This is a genomic window from Zymomonas mobilis (genome assembly GCF_006715975.1).
Taxonomy (GTDB): domain Bacteria; phylum Pseudomonadota; class Alphaproteobacteria; order Sphingomonadales; family Sphingomonadaceae; genus Zymomonas; species Zymomonas mobilis_B.
The window spans coordinates 595005-613566 of record NZ_VFOF01000001.1; the positions used below are offsets into that span (position 1 = coordinate 595005).

General features: G+C 47.4%; 12 protein-coding genes and 1 pseudogene. 6 read left to right on the plus strand and 7 right to left on the minus strand.

Annotation, left to right across the window (positions count from 1 at the left end):
- Positions 1 to 275 precede the first annotated feature (275 nt).
- Positions 276 to 2345, minus strand: a complete 2070-nt coding sequence (locus tag FBY58_RS02570) for a S9 family peptidase (RefSeq protein ID WP_260432041.1) — start codon at positions 2343 to 2345, stop codon at positions 276 to 278.
- 120 nt (positions 2346 to 2465) lie between these two features.
- Between FBY58_RS02570 and FBY58_RS02575 the strand changes: the two genes are divergently transcribed.
- The 5 genes from FBY58_RS02575 to FBY58_RS02590 all read left to right on the plus strand — a co-directional run bounded on the left by FBY58_RS02575 (position 2466) and on the right by FBY58_RS02590 (position 7692).
- Positions 2466 to 4265: an aminopeptidase P family protein gene (locus FBY58_RS02575; protein WP_141919354.1), complete on the plus strand. Its 1800-nt coding sequence runs from the start codon at positions 2466 to 2468 to the stop codon at positions 4263 to 4265.
- Positions 4266 to 4398: 133 nt separating this feature from the next.
- Complete coding sequence (locus FBY58_RS02580; RefSeq protein ID WP_141920597.1) at positions 4399 to 4737, plus strand: P-II family nitrogen regulator; 339 nt, start codon at positions 4399 to 4401, stop codon at positions 4735 to 4737.
- Positions 4738 to 4834: 97 nt separating this feature from the next.
- Positions 4835 to 6247, plus strand: coding sequence for a type I glutamate--ammonia ligase (gene glnA, locus FBY58_RS02585; protein ID WP_141919355.1), 1413 nt, complete (start codon positions 4835 to 4837; stop codon positions 6245 to 6247).
- A 195-nt stretch (positions 6248 to 6442) separates the two neighbouring features.
- Positions 6443 to 6715 (plus strand): hypothetical protein, encoded by a 273-nt coding sequence (locus FBY58_RS09475; RefSeq protein ID WP_260432042.1) that lies wholly within the window; start codon positions 6443 to 6445, stop codon positions 6713 to 6715.
- Complete coding sequence (locus FBY58_RS02590; RefSeq protein WP_260432043.1) at positions 6682 to 7692, plus strand: MFS transporter; 1011 nt, start codon at positions 6682 to 6684, stop codon at positions 7690 to 7692. Before FBY58_RS09475 ends, FBY58_RS02590 begins: the two co-directional genes overlap by 34 nt.
- On the opposite strand, the gene FBY58_RS02595 is transcribed toward FBY58_RS02590, so the two are convergent.
- The 5 genes and pseudogenes from FBY58_RS02595 to FBY58_RS02605 form a co-directional block, all read right to left on the minus strand.
- Positions 7686 to 11966 (minus strand): translocation/assembly module TamB domain-containing protein, encoded by a 4281-nt coding sequence (locus tag FBY58_RS02595; protein ID WP_141919356.1) that lies wholly within the window; start codon positions 11964 to 11966, stop codon positions 7686 to 7688. The genes FBY58_RS02590 and FBY58_RS02595 overlap by 7 nt on opposite strands.
- Entirely contained in the window at positions 11966 to 13231 is a 1266-nt protein-coding gene (locus FBY58_RS09480; protein ID WP_260432045.1) for an autotransporter assembly complex family protein, read from the minus strand. Before FBY58_RS09480 ends, FBY58_RS02595 begins: the two co-directional genes overlap by 1 nt.
- 6 nt (positions 13232 to 13237) lie before the next feature.
- Positions 13238 to 13741: pseudogene (locus FBY58_RS09625) on the minus strand (outer membrane protein assembly factor); the annotation flags it as partial.
- The gene (locus FBY58_RS09485) at positions 13732 to 14061 is read right to left on the minus strand and encodes a hypothetical protein (RefSeq protein WP_260432046.1); all 330 of its coding nucleotides are present in this window, start codon (positions 14059 to 14061) and stop codon (positions 13732 to 13734) included. The gene FBY58_RS09485 and the pseudogene FBY58_RS09625, both read right to left, overlap by 10 nt.
- Positions 14061 to 14762: an HAD family hydrolase gene (locus tag FBY58_RS02605; protein ID WP_141919357.1), complete on the minus strand. Its 702-nt coding sequence runs from the start codon at positions 14760 to 14762 to the stop codon at positions 14061 to 14063. Before FBY58_RS02605 ends, FBY58_RS09485 begins: the two co-directional genes overlap by 1 nt.
- Before the next feature lie 211 nt (positions 14763 to 14973).
- Here FBY58_RS02605 and glmU point away from each other — a divergent pair, with 211 nt between their 5' ends.
- Positions 14974 to 16326 carry a bifunctional UDP-N-acetylglucosamine diphosphorylase/glucosamine-1-phosphate N-acetyltransferase GlmU gene (gene glmU / locus FBY58_RS02610; protein WP_141919358.1) on the plus strand — a complete coding sequence of 451 codons (1353 nt, stop codon included), beginning with the start codon at positions 14974 to 14976 and terminating at the stop codon, positions 16324 to 16326.
- Positions 16327 to 16426: 100 nt separating this feature from the next.
- On the opposite strand, the gene FBY58_RS02615 is transcribed toward glmU, so the two are convergent.
- Complete coding sequence (locus tag FBY58_RS02615) at positions 16427 to 18541, minus strand: transglycosylase domain-containing protein (protein WP_141919359.1); 2115 nt, start codon at positions 18539 to 18541, stop codon at positions 16427 to 16429.
- Positions 18542 to 18562 lie beyond the last annotated feature (21 nt).

An 18562-nucleotide genomic window follows, 5' to 3' on the forward strand; every position in this document is an offset into this window, starting at 1 on the left:
GGATATTAAAAGTAAAATAGCGATGTAGGTTTGATTATTTTCTAGCTAACGACGGCCATCCTTTTATCGAGCTGCTATCTGCCGGATGGGTGGGCTAAAGAAAATGATTAGTTTTTAGAGAAGAGAGAATCTATTTTTTGTTATTATGAAGGCGCTCATAGCCTAAAGCCTGCGCGCTTCAATGATGTGTAAGCATTAAGAACCAAGCTGTGTCCCTATCCTGAAAGATAGGGACTGCTTGTTTTTCCGCTCTAAAACGTAAAGAGCAAGTGTATTTAGTCAGCCAAGTGGCTGATGATGAAGCTATAGGCCTCGGCGGTTTCTTCCAGACGGGCATAGCGTCCAGACTTTCCGCCATGACCTGCGCCCATATTGATTTTGCAAAGAAGTTCGTTGTTATCGCTTTTTGTCGCACGGAGACGGGCTGTCCATTTGGCCGGTTCCCAATAGGTGACGCGGGGGTCATTTAGTCCGCCAGTGATAAGCATGGGGGGATAAGACTGCGCCGTGACATTGTCATAGGGGCTGTAGGACAGGATAAGGTCGAAGGCCTTCTCATCTGTAATCGGATTACCCCATTCCGGCCATTCTCCCGGCGTCAAAGGCAGGCTTTCATCCAGCATCGTATTCAGAACATCGACAAAAGGCACCTCGGCAACGACAGCACCCCATAATTCAGGATCGGTATTGCTGACGACGCCCACCAATTCACCACCCGCTGAACCGCCGTGGATTGCGATATTTCCGGCTTGGGTGAATTTATGGGTAATAAGGCCTTTGGCAACATCACTGAAATCATGGAAGCTATTCCAACGCTTTTCGAGTTTGCCATCAAGATACCATTGATAACCCAGATCATCGCCGCCGCGAATATGGGCAATGGCATAGGCGAAGCCCCGATCCAGTAAGCTGAGACGGCTGGTTGAAAAATAAGGGGCGATGCTGATGGCATAGGCACCATAACCATAGAGCAGTAATTTGCCTTGCCCTTCTTTTTTGAAATCTTTCCGATAAACAACCGTGACAGGAACAAGAACATCGTCCCGTGCCGGAATCATCAAACGTTCACTGGTATAGGATTCTGAATCATAGCCAGAGGGCACTTCCTGTCTTTTCAGGAAATGGAGCGTTTTTGAATCGGGATCGTAATCATAGACTGTCGGCGGAGTGACCATCGATTCATAGCGCAGGCGATAGTAAACCGGATCATAGGATGGATTGTGATCAAAGCTGACACTGTAACTGGCTTCAGGAAAGTCGATATATTCTAATTGACCATCGGGATTGCGAAGGATGATCTGGTCGAGACCTTCTTTTCTGGCTGAAAGAAGTAAATGGTTAGAAAAAGCGTGCAAATCGGTCAGATATAACTGATCAGAGCCAGCAATTTCAGTATGCCAATCGGAAGGTGTGTCGAGGCTGGCACTGGCTAATCTGAAATTGACATGTTGATCATTGGTCAGAATCCAGAGTTTGTTTTGGCCGCTATCGACGGAATAAAGCCGTCCGGTTTTTCGGGGGCTGATCAGATTAGGCTGGCTGTCGATGTCATCACTTGGAATGAGGTAAATTTCACTGGTTTGGTGATCGCTGGATTCGAGGAAAATCCATTCCCTATCCTGACTGCGGGAAATCGAAACCCGAAAGCCTTCATCCTGTTCACGGTAAATTTCACGATCATCGGTGCTTTCCTGCCCAATGAAATGGCGGATTGCCCGATAATTGCGCCAATTATCATTGACCTCGGTATAAAGAACGGCGCGTGAATCCGCTGACCAGACGACTGCACCATTGACGACCGTGCTGACTGTTTCGATATCTTCGCCGCTTTCGAGATCACGTATTTTCAAGGTGAAACGTTCGGCGCCGTTATTGTCACATGTCCATGCGGCCAATTGTCCGTCGGGGCTAATCGCTAAAGCGCCCATGCGGAAATAGTCATGTCCTTCTGCTTCGGCGGCTTCATCAATCAGAAGTTGCCGTTTGTCGTCGCTATCGGCCATTAAACGGCGATACCATGCCCGATATTGGCTACCGGATTGGAAAGACCACCAATAGAGATAATCGCCATCCTGCCATGGCATGGCTTGTTCATCTTCTTGAAGTCTAGCCTTCATTTCCGAAAATAGTTGATCGGTCAAAGCCACCCGTGGTTTCATCGCCTGTTCGAAAAAGCTGTTTTCCTGTTTGAGGTAATCCAGAATTTCAGGATTATCGACCGTGGGATAATGAGGATCTTTTAACCATGCATATTCATCCTGAACCGTTTTTCCGTGAAGGGTAAAACTGTGCGGCGTGGGATGGGCAAGGGGCGCCTGAGGCAAGGAAGACGACGATCGTGACACAGAAAATCACCTTTGTTTATAATTTCTGACATTGTCGGATATATTCTTACGATATGATCTGACAGCGTTAGAAAGTAATGTTATGTGTTTGTTTATTAAAAGATAGGCCGAAGGAAGAGCATGTCCAGTCATAGGCAGCGTTTAGGGGCGTTAAGAACAGAATTAGCCCGTGAAAATCTGAATGGTTTTTTTGTCCCTTTAACCGACGAGCATATGAGCGAATATGTCGGCGCCTATGCATGTCGATTGGAATGGTTGACCGGATTCGCCGGTTCCGCAGGCTCTGCCGTGGTGTTGCAATCATTGGCCGCGATTTTTGTCGATGGTCGATATACTATTCAGGTGAAAGAACAGGTTGATCCCGAATTATGGGATTACAAATCTTTACCCGCTGATGATCCGGTTGAATGGGCTATTGCCAATTTAAAAGCTGGCGACAGAATTGGCTATGACCCTTGGTTAGCCAGCATTGGTTGGGAAAAACAGGCCCGTCGCCGTTTAGAAGACCATAAAATAAGCTTAGTTGCGGTTTCGAATAATTCAATAGATCAGGTGTGGTCTGATCGGCCGTTGCCTTCTCAAGCTCCCGTTTTTATCCAGCCAGAGCATTTGGCCGGAAAAACTTCCGAGCAAAAGCGGCAGGAAGTCGCAAGCTGGTTAGAAAAAAGACAGGCGGATACGCTGGTTTTGACGGCGCTCGATTCGATCGCGTGGTTGTTCAATATGCGGGGCAGTGATGTCACCTGCACACCCGTCGCTTTGGCATTTGCCTTTACGCATAAAGATGGCTCTGCTGATCTTTTTATTGATCCGGTGAAAGTCGATGATACTTTCAAGAAAGCTATGGGCGATAGCGTTCGTTTCCACGATCAGGCGGTTTTCCCCGAAGCTTTAAAACAGTTGTCAGGTAAATCGGTGGTCATTGACCCTGAAAGAACCGTGGCGGCTATTGCGTCTTTGCTGCGGGAGGGGGGCGCCCATCTTTTTTCAGATCGTGATCCGGTCGTATTGATGAAAGCGATTAAAAATCACACTGAGATTGAAGGTCACCGTCAAGCCCAGCTGTGGGATGCCGTTGCTTTAGCTAAATTCTTCTGTTGGTTATCTGACGCTGCCCTTGAGGGGGATGTGACGGAATTATCGGCGGCTGAAAAGTTATTGGGCTTCCGGCAGGAAAGTGGTCATTTGGTTGATCTTTCCTTTGAAACGATATCAGCTGCGGCGGCGCATAGTGCGATTCCCCATTATCGGGTGACGGAAGTCAGTAACTTACCTTTGAAAAAGGGTGAAATTTATCTGGTGGATTCCGGCGGCCAATATCCGAATGGCACGACCGATGTGACCAGAACCGTGATTATCGGCACGCCAACGGCTGAAATGAAACAGCGTTTCACCTTGGTTTTAAAAGGCCACATTGCCTTGGCAACGGCAGTCTTTCCGGCGGGAACCTCTGGCGGTCAATTAGATAGTTTTGCACGTCAGTATTTATGGCAGGCCGGTGTCGATTATGCCCATGGAACAGGGCATGGCGTAGGGTCATTTTTATCGGTTCATGAAGGGCCTCAGCGGATTTCACCTTCTGGCGGTGCCTTTGCCGGTAGTAATGAAGTTTTGCGGGCAGGGATGATTCTGTCCAATGAACCCGGTTATTATAAATCAGGTGCTTACGGTATCCGCATCGAAAATCTGTTGCTGACTAAACCGGTTGAGGTTGCCGGAGCAGAGAAGCCTTGTCTCGGTTTTGAGACCCTGAATTTCACGCCGATTGATCGCAATTTGATTGAGGTCTCTCTTTTGAGCGAATCAGAGATTGATTGGCTGAATCAGTATCACCATGAAGTTTATCAAAAATTGCTACCTTTCCTGTCGATACAGGAAGCGGAATGGCTGAAAGCGATGACTGCGCCTTTGGAGGGGTAATGATTATATGAAAAATATTATAGGAAACAATGTTTTTAACAAAAAATAGGTGATATTTTATAGAATCCTTGCGAGAAGTCTGGCTTAACTGTAACAACAATGCGTTTGAATGCGCGGGATAGAGGAAGCGCTTGTGAAAAAAATTGAAGTCGTCATCAAGCCTTTTAAACTGGAAGACGTGAAGGCCGCTCTGACGGATGCGGGTATATCCGGCATTACCGTCACAGAGACCCGAGGATATGGCCGACAAAAAGGGCATACCGAGCTGTATCGGGGCGCTGAATATGTCGTCGACTTTCTGCCCAAGGTAAAACTGGAAACCGTTGTGCCGGATGAATTGGTAGAAAATGTTGTCGAGGCTGTGACTGTCGCTGCCAGAACAGGCCGTATCGGGGACGGAAAGATTTTTATAAGCGATGTGTTGGACGCTATCCGTATTCGTACCGGAGAGAGAGGCACTGAGGCGATTTAAGCCAGATTGGTTAATTGTAAAGAACAGGCTTTTAAGCTACGCACACGCATCTGTTTTTCGTCTTATCCCTGTCAGGACATTTAAAGGGTAATCTATTATGGCCAATTCGGCATCTGATTTGCTTAAGCTTATCAAGGAAAAAGAAATCGACTGGGTCGATCTTCGTTTCACCGACCCCAAAGGCAAATGGCAGCATCTGACCATGTCAAGCACGGTCGTCGGCGCAGACGATCTGAATGACGGTTTCATGTTCGATGGTTCTTCGATTGAAGGATGGAAAACGATCAACGAAAGCGATATGATCCTGAAACCGGATCTGGACGCATTCTATATTGATCCGTTCTCGTCTTCTCCGACGCTGATTTTGATCTGTGACATTGTTGAACCGTCAAATGGCGAATTCTACAGCCGCGATCCGCGTTCGACCGCAAAACGCGCTGAAGCCTATGTCAAAACCTTAGGTCTTGGTGATACCGTTTATATCGGTCCTGAAGCCGAATTTTTCCTGTTTGACGATGTCCGTTTTGACAGCGGCTATAACGGCAGCTTCTATCGGGTTGATGATATCGAATTGCCGACCAATAGCGGTCGTGAATACGATAACGGCAACCTTGCCCATCGTCCGGGTGTCAAGGGTGGTTACTTCCCAGTTGCACCAGTTGATTCTGCTGTCGATATCCGTGGTGAAATGGTTTCCACGATGTTGGAAATGGGTCTTCCCATGGACAAGCATCATCATGAAGTGGCACCTGCTCAGCATGAATTAGGTTTGACCTTTGGTACCCTGACGCAGACGGCTGACCGTATGCAGGTCTATAAATATGTCGTGCATCAGATCGCACAGGCCTATGGCAAGACCGCAACCTTTATGCCGAAGCCAATTTCTGGCGATAACGGTTCTGGTATGCACACCCATATTTCTATTTGGGATGATGGCAAGCCAACCTTTGCTGGTTCCGAATATGCCGGTCTTTCTGAAAATGCCCTGTTCTTCATCGGTGGTATTATCCGTCACGCCAAGGCTATTAACGGTTTAACCAACCCTTCAACCAACAGCTACAAGCGTTTGGTTCCAGGTTTTGAAGCACCGGTTCTTTTGGCTTATTCTGCCCGTAACCGTTCTGCTTCTTGCCGTATTCCTTATGGCACCGGTGAAAAATCCCGCCGTGTTGAAATCCGTTTCCCTGATGCTACGGCCAACCCGTATCTTTGCTATACGGCTTTGTTGATGGCTGGTATCGACGGTATACAGAACAAGATTCATCCGGGCGCTGCCATGGATTGCAATCTTTATGATTTGCCGCCGGAAGAATTAGCCAAAGTTCCGACCGTTGCCGGTTCTTTGCGTGAAGCTTTGGATTCTTTGTCTGAAGATTTCGAATTCTTGACCAAAGGTAATGTCTTTACCGAAGATCAGATTAAATCTTACATCGAAATCAAGCGCGCTGAAGTGTTGCGTTGGGAAATGGCCCCCAGCCCAGTTGAATTCGAAATGTATTATTCTCTCTAATTTTAATCTCAATTCATTCTGTCTCTTGACAGAATAGAGGTTTTTAGAAAGGGGATGTCCGGAACTTATCGGGCATCCCCTGTTTTTATTAGTGTCTGTTGTTTTATTATATTGCGGCGTATTTTCTTTCGGGTTGTCGGGGGACAATTAAAAAACGTCCGTTCTTCATATTATAATCTTAAAGAGAGGTCTCTTATGGCTGTAACATCACGCCATGAACGTCCCGCGGAAAGAGGATGCCAGCCTTTATCTTTTCCGGCTTTTGTTCTGTTTATTGCCGGAATGATGGCTATCCCGTCGCTTGCTTTTGATGCCATGTTGCCCGCCTTGCCAGCGATGGGGGAAAGCTTTTCAATTACGACTCACAATGCCCAGCAGTGGGTTATTGTTGTCTATTTTCTGGGAATCGGTTTTGCCCAGATTTTTATGGACCTTTGTCTGATCGTTTTGGCCGTAAACCGGTTTTAATAACGGGATATATCCTGTTTATTTTGACTAGCCTTTTGGTCGGTATGGCACAAAGCTATCCGTTGTTATTGGCTGCTCGATTGATTCAAGGTGTCGCTGCGGCTTCATCCCGCGTTTTAGCCACCTCTATTGTGCGTGACTGTTTTTCTGGGCGTCGTATGTCCAAAGTGATGTCGTTTGCCGTCATCATTTTTATGGGGGTGCCTATTTTTGCACCTTCTTTGGGATCGGCTGTTCTTTTATTTGCGTCTTGGCGCTTTATCTTCTTTTCCCTGACACTGTTTACCCTGTTTTTTATCGCGATGATTATCTGGCGTTTGCCGGAAACCTTGCATCCAGAAGACCGGCGGGCATTGGATTGGACAGATACGATCAAGGCCGCCGGATTGTTTTTCAAGAACAGAGATACCGTTGCTTATACCGTTGCTTTGATGCTGATCGAAGGTGGATTGCTGGGGTATCTGAATTCAGTGGTTGAAATCTTTACCGATAATTTTCACGCCACGCCCAAAGTCTTCAACCTTGCTTTTGCGGCTGGTGGCGGTTTCATGATTATCGCCTGTTTGACCAATTCTTTTCTGGTCGAGAAAATCGGGATGCATCGTTTGGGGCATGGGGCGTTATTCATGATGATTTCGGCTTCCATCGCGCATGCCTTTTTAGGATATTGCGGTCTTGAATCTGCCTATGTTTTCGTCGTGATGCAGGGCATTACCATGTTCTTCTTCTCGCTTTGTATCGCTAACTTTTCTGCGATTTCTATGGAGCCTATGGGACATATCGCGGGTATGGCTTCGTCTATCCAAGGCTTTATCTGGCTGGTTGGTGGCGACTTCTTTGGTGCGATATTGGGACAGATGTTTAATAACACTATTTTCCCGATGACCATTGGTAATGCTGTTTATGGGTTGTTTGCCCTTGCCGTTATCTTATGGGCTGAAAGAGGACGGCTTTTTGTTGCCAAAGAAGGTCAGTAATCTTTCGATATTCTGATGTTGCCACTAGAACGTCCCAAGGTTGATACTGACGATAACAGGGAAAGCCAGCGGTTGATTTGAAACTGGACACTGGTCAGGGAATAACCCTGACCATCGGTTTCTACCTCAACATAGGTGTGCCGTCCGATATATTTCCCAGCGGCCACTGCTGTTTTCTGGCTATTCTGGCTGGATGACGTAATTCTAAGCCGGTCAAGCCTGGCAAGTTTCCGCACATTATTAATCGGATCAACATTGGCACCGCCATGCCGTAGCTGGTTAAGCGCGCTGGCTAGCTGTAAGGCTTCTGGTGCAGATAAGTTGGTAAGAGAGCTTCCGAAGAGGAGCTGTGCCAGCAATTCGTCTTCCGGCATCGCAGGATTGCTGGTGAAGTTGATTTCTGGTTTCAAAGCCGTGCCGGTCACATGGATGGTTGCATCGGTCGAATTGAGCGTTGCTCTTGCTGTGAGATCAAGAGCGGGTTCCACCGGCACTTCACCTTGGAAACGAATATTGCCACGATCAATGGTAAAGCGGCGACCCGCGAAATCATAATTACCGCGAATAAGATCAGTTCGACCCCGAATAGACGGGTTGTCGACGCTGCCACCGATATCGAGTTCTGCCCGCCATTCGCTATCCAGCCCCATGCCCGTTACATTTAATCGATTATGCGCATGGGTTTTTAAATCTAATACCCATGCTTTAGGCGGTGTTTGGGAAACTGGATTTTCTTCAATCTGGTTGATCTCTCGAATAGGCAGGCGAGGGATAGATGCGTTGGAAGTTTTACCAAGTTGGTAGTTGGCGCGTTTGATCTGGATGTCTCCGCTGATACGGCCACCATCGCCTTCAGAATCCAAAGCAAGATCACCGGAGACCGTTGCCTTAAAGTCATCGCGGTTAATTAGAACGGCATCTTCTGCTCTCATATGGATGGCGAGACCAATGCCTTGAGCTGCGGCAAAATCGACAGTCGCTTTGCCATCAACCCTTCCTTTATTGGAAGTATCACCACTGAAATGATTTATAATCAGGCTGGTATCAGCAAAGTTACCTTGAAGCTGAACTTGGTCGATAGTTAACCCCGTTGTGGCACCTTCGAGACGACCTTGATTCATGGCTAGCTTGCCTGTCATGATCGGATGATTGATGCTGCCATTAATATCGGTAAAGAAGGCGAGACCACCTGAAAGGTCGATATTGTCGATACCAAGTAGCCGCCAGAGGGTTTCGCTGGCACCTTTGAAACGTATTTGAGCCCTCATCGGCATCTGACGAAATTGTGCAATCGTTGGCGTTAAGTTGCGTTCTTTTAACCATTCGACCTGCGCTCTTCCGACGATTTGGTTATTATCTTGGATGACCGCTCTTAAGGCCAATTTTTCAGGGTTAAGAATGGCTGCGATGCCTGCATCTACCGGACGGGATGACAAGAAAATACCGGATCGCGTTAAGCCCCTTAAGGTAAGATTGACCATGCCATTGAGGGCGGTTACCTGATCTTGTTGCCATGTAATTTGGCCATGGGCATATCCGCCCAGTCCCAATCCAGGGCGGAACACATCCATTAAAGAAAGCGGTATCTTTTCGAGGGTAACGCTGCCTTCTGTTTTGTTGTTACCCAGATAGCCTTTTAATTTGGCGCTGCCGCCGCCGACAATTTGTATTCGGCTTTCATCAAGGCGAAAACCGCCTTCTTTATCTTTGGTAATTTCAGCCGCTTTATCAAGATGAAGCCCGATATGCGCAATGCTACCTTGGCCTTCGATTGAGAAATGGTCACGGGATAAATGAACCAGACTATCCAGCGTAAAAGGTTGTCCGCGATTGCCGGAAGCGACCAAATGGAAAACCCCATCATCCCGATCCAAATGGAAATAGCCTTTCAACTGGCCGATATCGAATAGTCTGCCTTTGATATCTTCACCGGAGAGAATGCCATCAACGATCGAGCTATTTTGCCCTAATTGAATATGGGCAGTGATAGCACCATGCCGGACAGTGGATTCAAAGATACCGCCAAGCCGACCATTATTGCTGGCGAGGTCGATTTTTATCTGTTGCTGATTATTCATATCGGGATGCGCCGGAAGTTGAAAATCGACCTTGCCCGTCATCGCACCGCTGGATTGTAGCTGCCCGTTGAAACCTCGTCCGACAGAAGTGAGATCACCGGCAAGGCGAGAGGCTGAAACATCCAGATTTTGAACATGAATTAAAGTGGGTTGATGTGGAAGAATATCGATCCGACCTAGGCCTTTGAATGCTCCCAAGGGTGAACTGCCATTGCTGTGCCAGTCATAGCCTTTATTTGTGGGTTCTAAAGTTAGGCTGACTGTTTTTAAGCCAAGGCTATCGACCGGATGGTCGAGTTGAAGATCGACATGAGGATGGGCAATATCGCCATCCAATTTTAGTTTTAAAGGACCATAACTACGCTGGTTACCGCTGCCAATAAGATGCAACGGATTGCCCGTGCTGTTATCCCGTCGCCCTTGTGCCGTCAGTTGAAGAGCAGGGGATTGCAAAATTATTTTTTGAAAGTCGGTATTCCCATCGGTATTGCGTATAAAATCGAGATTAAGGGTTGGCGCGCCTTCCATCAGCCCTTTTAAAAAAGCGTTTTCAAAATTTTCTGTCCATGCCTTCAAATGACCTGTCGATTTTACCCCGTCGATACCTGTGCGATGTTCGGCGTTAATATCACCTTCTATATTAAGAAGAGCAAATTCAGGTATCGGGTAACGGTCGATATGAGGCTGAACATGAACCTGATAACTTCCGTCTTTTAGATTAATGTTTAGGCTACCTTGCCCGCGTAGAAAATGGGAGGATAGCGTCGTTTTTTCGCAGATAAGATGATTGTCGCTGATATGGAAAAAGCCATTAACAACCAGATCACGTGTTAAATCTTCGGTCGTATGATCTGTGTGCGAGATGTGTTTGACCGTCAATTTTAATGGAATGCGGGATACGCCATCCGATAAGAGGGTTTCGCCTTCCAAAACAGCATCTTCGTAATGTTCTTTTCCAAAAGAGAGCCAGACAGCCTTTAATTGATAGGTTAGACGTCCTTTTTCAAAGCTGCCATCAAGGTGGTTAGAAAGCGTGATATGTTCACCTTCCATCTTGGAATCGATAGCTTTTGTTTGCCTTAAAATGGTTTCAATAACAACCGAGTGATAGAAGCCTTTTCCAAAATCGATGCTGCCTTTCGCTTTGATATCAAGGGTTGGTGACAAAAGCTGTATCTGGCCATCAATGGCATGATTTTGTTGGTAAAAATCTGTCTTTATATGCGTTTCACTACCCAATAGACGCGCCGTTTTCGGCTGAGCGAGACGGGACAACGCCGCCATTCCAACAATATGCCAATGGCCTGTATTCTGTTGCAGGCTGATATCGGCAAGCACACTGTTATCGAGCAAAGCATGGATATGTCCTTGCCAATTTTGCCATTGCCCTTTGCCGTTGAGGTTAGCGGTTAGCGTTTTTTTGAAACCAGCAAGATCAGCAATAACGCCTTTTTCAGGCGCTGTGAGGTCAGCCCTTAAATCAAATCTGTTCTTTTCAGGGTTGATATCCGCCAGAAAGTGGAAGTTGTCCTTTAGGGTCGACGTAATGGTCAGGTCGGCTTTTAACTGACCCGCAGTAGATAAGGCATGACCCATGATATTCATGACCGGAATAAGCGGTTTTTGTTGTTTTTCGGCGGATGTATTTTGAGGAATAACCTCAAGATGCGTGATGACCAGATTGTCGATTTTGATATAGTTATTGGGCAGTCTGAAGGGTTTTCCTTGCGAGCGAAGATGGGGCAAACGCCATAAACGGGCGGATGATGCCTGCAAGTTTTGGATATCCCAATGCCGTTTCCATAGATCCCATAGCTGCCAATCAAGGGTTAACGTTGGTATTTCCAGAAATACACCATCAAGATCATAAAAACGGAGCCTGTCTATGTGCATTTTATGCCAAATAGAGCCGTCGATATGGTCTATTGAAAAATGAAGACCCGTTGCAAGGCGCTGTTTTTTGATTTCATCGACAATAAGGCGATGGCCAATAGATGAGTCCAGAAAAAGCAGAAATGCCGATGGGATAACGATGATAAAAATTAAAAGGGGGAGGATGATAAAGCGCCAGAGAAGGCGGGCTTTGGGAAAGCTTCGACCCGTCTTTTTATTCAGCGTTATCCTATTCCCTTTACCCGCCATCTGATCGGCGGTCTCTTCGTTAGGGGCAGGGGGCATATCTTGATTTTGAGCCATCAGAAAGCCTGTCCCAATGACACATAGACACCGATGCGATTTTCACCCGGACGGCGATGTAACGGTGTGCCCAGATCAACACGCATAGGTCCAAAGCTGGTATAATAACGCAAGCCCAAACCTGTCCCCAAGCGCAGACCGCTCATTTGAGGTAAGGTCGAGGTATAAAGATTACCGGCATCAAGAAAGGGCACCAGACCAAGGTCGCCAAAACGGAAGCGTGTTTCGATCGAAAATTCTGCAAGGCTGGAGCCGCCGAGTGGTTCTCTATTCTGATTAAGATGACCGATCGCCTGATAGCTGAAACCACGGACGGAGCCACCACCACCAACATAATAACGGCGAGATGGGGCAAGATCACTGCTGTCGCTGCCGACGATAGACCCCATTCTAACCCGTCCAGCAAGAACGATGTTATGGCCAAGGGGTTGGTAGCCGCTCGCATCTATTTGGGTTCGAATATAGGGCACGGTTTTATGCAGAAATGAAATTTCGGGTGAGGCGTGAGCGCTGATCCGAACGCCCTTGGTCGGATTAAGCAAGTTGTCACTACTGTCGTAACCAAGTTCGCCCGGCAAAGCGGCAATCAGATATTGGTGATGACCCGCACCATAGCTGTAATAACCGTTATCGCGTTCATCTGAGGCGATAAATTGGCCACCAACCGACCAGACCCATTTTTTTTGCCAGATAATGTTTGTTTCTCGTTCGAAACGGCCAGATAAGGTCGCAGTTCGGGCATCATAAGCACGTCGTTTGGTATGCACGACGGAAAGGCTTGAAGATAATATTCGATCTCTTGCGCCTTTGTTCCCTTGTCTGAGAGAGGCTCCGACGCCTTGGTCGCGGGTACCCAATGTGCCAGAGAAAGTAACCGCACCTTCCGGTTTGATCATATTGCGATGCGTCCAGCTGACATCCGAGCGGACACCTTCACCATTACCATAACCAACCGTTCCAGCGATGGTATGAAGTGGTGCTTTTTCTGTCGTGACAACAATATTAGTGACATTGGGATGGTTAGGGTCAGCAACCGGTTTTAGTTGGATAGTTGAGACTAGACTGGTTTGGACAACCGCTCGCCGTAAATCATCAATTAATACGGAATCGTAAGGTGTTCCGGGGTGGAAACGGGCGATTTCGTTGAGGTGATGCGTATCTAGAGCTTGACCGTTGCTATTAAGAATAATTTCGCCAAATTTCTGGGGCTTACCTGTATCCACATTCATGACCAGACTGCCTGAATGGGTTTGGTGATCGACCACAACATCCGGCGGCGATAATTGCGCAAAAGGAAATCCTTGATGACCGAGTTCTTTTTCCAGCTGTTGATCAGCCGAGATGATGGCACCTTGGTCAACCGGATCATCTTTATGGAGCGGGTAAATCTTTTGTAAACCGAGTTTGGGGGTGTCTTCTTTTTCAAGGCCGTTAATTTTGATGTCTGCAAAACGGTAAAGCTGTCCGGCTTTGACTGAAAATTGAATAACGATTTTATGTTTTTCGATGATCGGTGTCAGTTGGGATTCGACCGAAGCATCATAATAGCCGCCTGCCTGTAATAAGGCGGTTAGATTTTCGCTGTCATCCCTGATTCTTCTTCTGATTTGGGCGATATTCGCCCGCTTGCGCCTTGTCGAATACAGGGTGGAAAGACCATTGAAACTGGTTTGCCATATATGCTCACGCGGCGGGAGGCCGATAATCTTGACCGTGTAATGGTAACCAAGATTGCTTTCCGAAACGGATGACTTCTTTTGAGCAGCTACCGCAATTGGGGAATTTGTTTTTTATTGGAGGCTGTCGATAACCCGTTATCTGGGCTGGTAACTGTTTCGCTACTAGAATCTGTTTTATTCAGATCAGGCCATTCTACGCCCAGATCAAACCAGTTATCCAAAGGTGCCATCGAGAAGCTTTTGTTATTATCGGTCGGAGCCGTTTTTTCAGGGGGTGATTTTGCCTTTACCGGTTCGATATAAACAAGAAAGGCTGTGGCTGCGATCAACCAAGATGCAGCATATTTTTGTAATTTTTTTCTGAAACAGGCCGCTTCTTTTGACGTAGAGAAAAAAGGCCTATGAAAAAAGAGCATCAATCCGGCTTTGCCGAGGCATTCGGCATATGGTTTTCTGATAAACTCTTGAGGGTTGGCAGAAGTTCCTGATAGTTGCTGATGACGCGGTCAGCACCTAGCGATCTTGCGGGTTTATCAGAGTAGCCGAAGCTGACAACAATAACGGGTAAATGGCCGTTATGACCGGTTTTGACGTCTGTAATGGAATCGCCCACAAAAGCTGTTTTGCCGCCGCCCATTTCGTCTATGACATCTAATATCGGTTTTGGATCAGGTTTTCTGACCGGAAAGCTGTCTCCGCCAATAACGGCAGAAAAATAATGATCCCAACCCAATTGGTGAATAATAGGGCGTGCCAGACATTCAGGCTTATTCGTATAGACAATCAGTTTTATGCCACGATCCTGAAGGCTTTTTAAGATGTCTTCGACGCCTTCATAAGGTTTGGTATGCACCAGAACATGTTTTTTGTAATAGGCCAGCATCAGCGGAAAGCCTTTTTCCATCAGCTGTTCATTGATGCCGCCAGTGACTTCCAAGGCTTGTTCCATTAATCGCCGGATGCCTTTTCCCATCATTTTTTCAACCTGTTCCTGTGTCGGAACAGGGCGTCCCATTTGTCCCAGAGCATAATCAAGGGCAGCATGAAGATCGGGCGAGCTATCTATCAGCGTACCGTCGAGATCAAAGCCGATAAAGTCAAAAGGAATCCGGGACATAACGGACAAAAAACTCCCTGATTGAATATAATATAAGGCTATTTATCCCCTTGGGGAGCCAGCAAAAAAAAGACAGAAACAGTATAGTGATTTAAAACCCTGCAAAAATACGCGGATTTATAAGGGGGCTTACCTTCAAAATTAAGTCTGCTCCCGTTCTGGAAATAAGAACAACTTCATGGCAAAAGCCGGATATAGGAGAGTTTTTGTTATGACTGCTCATAAGCCTTTTTCTGCTGTTATTTTGGCTGCGGGTAAGGGAACGCGTATGCGTTCTGATACCCATAAAATATTGCATCCCCTTGCTGGCAGACCTCTTTTAGGATGGGTCTTTGACAGCATTGCCCCTTTGTCGCCTGACCATATCGTGGTCGTGACAGGTTCAGGGCGGGAGCAAGTCGAAAATTATTTGGAACAGGCTAATTTGCCCGTTACTCCGGTTACCCAAGAAGAGCAATTGGGGACTGCTCATGCTGTGGCGCAGGCTAAAGCGGCATTAGACAAATTTAAAGGGGATATTGTCGTTCTTTATGGGGATGTTCCTTTAGTGCAACCCCAAACGGTGAAAGCCTTGTTAGCGCGTTTGCATGGCGAAGATAAGCCTGCTGTTTCTGTTTTGGCCTTTCGACCTGATGACCCCCGTCAATATGGGCGAATTGTGACCGATCAATCAGCACATATCCAAAAAATGGTCGAATATAAAGATGCGAGTGAAGAAGAGCGCCAAATTACTTTGTGTAATAGTGGACTTTTAGCCATAAGATCGGAAGATCTGTGGCCGTTATTATCCCGTGTCCAGAATAACAATGCCTCTGGCGAATATTATCTGCCGGATATTGTTATGTTGGCTTTGGCTGAAGGCCGTCAGGCTGTAACCGTCGAAGCCGAGGCATGGGAGGTTTCTGGCGTTAACAACCGTGCAGAGCTGGCTAGCCTTGAAGCTATCTGGCAAAACCGAAAACGGCAGGAAGTTATGAAGGAAGGGGCGAGCTTAATCGCGCCTGATACCGTCTGGTTTAGTTATGATACCGAAATTGGGCGGGATGTGACCATTGAGCCAGAAGTGTTCTTTGGGCAGGATGTCAAAGTAGCCAATGGTGTGACTATCCATAGTTTCAGTCATATTGAAGGCGCGGATATCAAAGAAAATGTCGAGATAGGCCCTTTCGCCCGATTACGGCCGGGAGCTGAAATTGCTGAAAAAGCGAAGATTGGCAATTTTGTCGAAATCAAAAAATCCAAAGTCGAAAAAGGCGCTAAGGTTAATCACCTGACCTATATCGGGGACGCTACCATCGGGGCTGGTTCCAATATCGGTGGCGGCACGATTACTTGTAATTATGACGGTTTCAACAAGAGCCGGACAGAAATTGGTGAGAAAGCTTTTATTGGATCAAATAGCGCTTTGGTTGCCCCTGTCCGTATTGGGGCGGGTGCTATTATTGCTGCGGGATCGACGATAACTCATAATGTGCCGGATGATAGTTTGGCCATTGCCCGATCAGAGCAGGAAAATAAAGCTTTGTGGGCGAAGAAATTTCGCCAGAGGAAAAAGAAGAAATAATAGAGAATCTGGTTTTTACCGAATTTCTTATGGCTTTGTTCATAGGGCAATAAATTAAAAAATCCGGCTACACTTTCGTGCAGCCGGATTTTTTTGCCATTTAGCGGGGTGGGTGATCGCCATCTGGATTGTGGCCAAGCACATTATCGAGCCAGTTTTTATCCAAAGCTGTATCGGTATTGTGGTTAGTTGGTTTTTCCTTGGCTCCATCTTGCTTGGCAGATGGCTTATCATTGCCTTTTGGCGACTGATCAGTATCGCCTGAATGCTTATCTACTGCAGGAGCGGAGGTAAGATCAGGGGAAACCGCAGGAATAGAAGGCTGAACTGCAGCTGCAGCATCACCGAAATAGGTTTCATCATCTGGCTCAAGCTGAGAATCCGGCAAGGTGACCTGCGTTTCGAACGGAATGATAGGCCGATCAGCGACAGCGACCCGCATATATTTCGAGAAAGCCATTGCCGGAGCATGACCACCCGACAAACCCGGAATAGGTTTGGAATCATCCCGTCCCATCCAGACACCCGTGGTCAAACCACTGGAAAAGCCGATGAACCAACCATCATGGTTTGATGATGTCGTACCGGTTTTACCGGCAACAGGGCGGCCTATCTGTGCGGCGCGTGCGGTTCCGGTTGCAACCGCCGTTTGTAACAGGTCAGTCATTTCGGCGGCCACCCAAGGGGCAACCAAGACCTGATCGCTGTTGTCTTCATGCTGATACAACAACTTGCCATAGCTGGTTGTGATACGGCTGATACCGTAAGGCGTAACCGCGATGCCTTTTCTGGCTACAACAGCAAAAGCGCGGGTCATATCAATGAGGCGAACATCAGACGTTCCCAACACCATTGAAGGCACAACGTCGATCGGCGTGGTAATGCCCAGTCTTTTCGCCATAGTGGCAACGGTATTGAAGCCAACCTGATTACCGAGTTTGGCGGCAATCGTATTTAGAGAAAAGGCAAAGGCCGTTCTGATGCTGATATCACCGGAGAAATGCCGCGAAGCGTTTCTTGGGCTCCAGCCGTTAATCGAAATGGGCTCATCAACAATCCGGTCATCCGGTCTAACACCGCTTTCCAAAGCTGCGAGATAGACAAACAGTTTGAAAGAAGACCCCGGTTGGCGGGTCGCCTGTGTTGCGCGATTATAAATAGACGAAACATAGTCGCGTCCACCGACCATTGCTCGAACAGCACCATCGGTATCCAGCGTAACCAAAGCACCCTGTGCACCCTTTGGGGTTTCATTTTGAATCGTGGTATCGGCTGCTCGCTGCATTCCAAGATCAAGCGTTGTCCAGACATCAATCGGTTCATTGCTGGGTTCGATCAGGGAATCTAGCTGTGCCAAAGCCCAGTCAGTGAAATAGCGGACGCCATTTTGACGGGGTTCGGCTGATAAGGCGACATTTTGGGGATCTGCATTGATCTGTTCAGTTGGATTGATCAGATGCTGTTCCGCCATTAGGCCTAAAACAACGCGTCCACGGCTAACAGCCGCCTCGGGGTCGGCGGTGGGAGAGTAGTTAGAGGGAGCCTTTACCAATCCAGCGATAATTGCCGCTTCTGGAAGAGAAAGCTGGGTCGCGGGATGGCCGTAGAATTTACGAGCGGCCGCATCAATACCGTAAGCACCACCACCGAAGTAAACCCGATTGAGGTAAAGCTCTAATATCTGATTTTTAGTGAATTTCTGCTCGATTGCCAAAGCAAGCAAGGCTTCGCGCGCTTTTCGAGCGACGCTGTAATTATTGGTAAGGAAGACATTACGGGCTAATTGCTGGGTAATGGTGGAAGCACCTTGCCAGCGTTTACCCTGACCATGCCGAATGACGGCTACCCCGACAGCCCGCATCATACCAACCGGATCAACACCGAGATGATAGCGGAAACGCCGATCTTCGGTTGCGATCATTGCCTGCGTCATGGCTTTGGGAATATCGTTATAAGGAATCCAGCGTCCATAGCCGGGGCCCATATTGACGATAACCGTGCCATCATTGGCATGAACCCGAATGGTTTGACCATTGGGAGATGCTTTCAGCTTATCGAAATCGGGAAGGCTACTCTTCGTCGTATAGACAGCTATTCCCAAAAGCACGGCTAAGGCCAAGACAATAGTCACCAGTATACCGCTGACGATCAAGGCAATGCGCAATAGTTTTCTTTTGGGGCGATTTTGAGGGGGCTTTGAAGGTTTCCGGCTCATTTCAGGGTCAATTAAAGAGAA

Excerpts from the sequence above, each read along its gene's own strand:
- FBY58_RS02575 (WP_141919354.1), top strand. The coding sequence starts at position 2,466 with ATGTCCAGTCATAGGCAGCGTTTAGGGGCGTTAAGAACAGAATTAGCC.
- glnA (WP_141919355.1), top strand. The coding sequence starts at position 4,835 with ATGGCCAATTCGGCATCTGATTTGCTTAAGCTTATCAAGGAAAAAGAA.
- FBY58_RS09475 (WP_260432042.1), top strand. The coding sequence starts at position 6,443 with ATGGCTGTAACATCACGCCATGAACGTCCCGCGGAAAGAGGATGCCAG.
- FBY58_RS02595 (WP_141919356.1), bottom strand. The coding sequence starts at position 11,966 with ATGGCTCAAAATCAAGATATGCCCCCTGCCCCTAACGAAGAGACCGCC.
- FBY58_RS09485 (WP_260432046.1), bottom strand. The coding sequence starts at position 14,061 with ATGCTCTTTTTTCATAGGCCTTTTTTCTCTACGTCAAAAGAAGCGGCC.
- FBY58_RS02605 (WP_141919357.1), bottom strand. The coding sequence starts at position 14,762 with ATGTCCCGGATTCCTTTTGACTTTATCGGCTTTGATCTCGACGGTACG.
- glmU (WP_141919358.1), top strand. The coding sequence starts at position 14,974 with ATGACTGCTCATAAGCCTTTTTCTGCTGTTATTTTGGCTGCGGGTAAG.
- FBY58_RS02615 (WP_141919359.1), bottom strand. The coding sequence starts at position 18,541 with ATGAGCCGGAAACCTTCAAAGCCCCCTCAAAATCGCCCCAAAAGAAAA.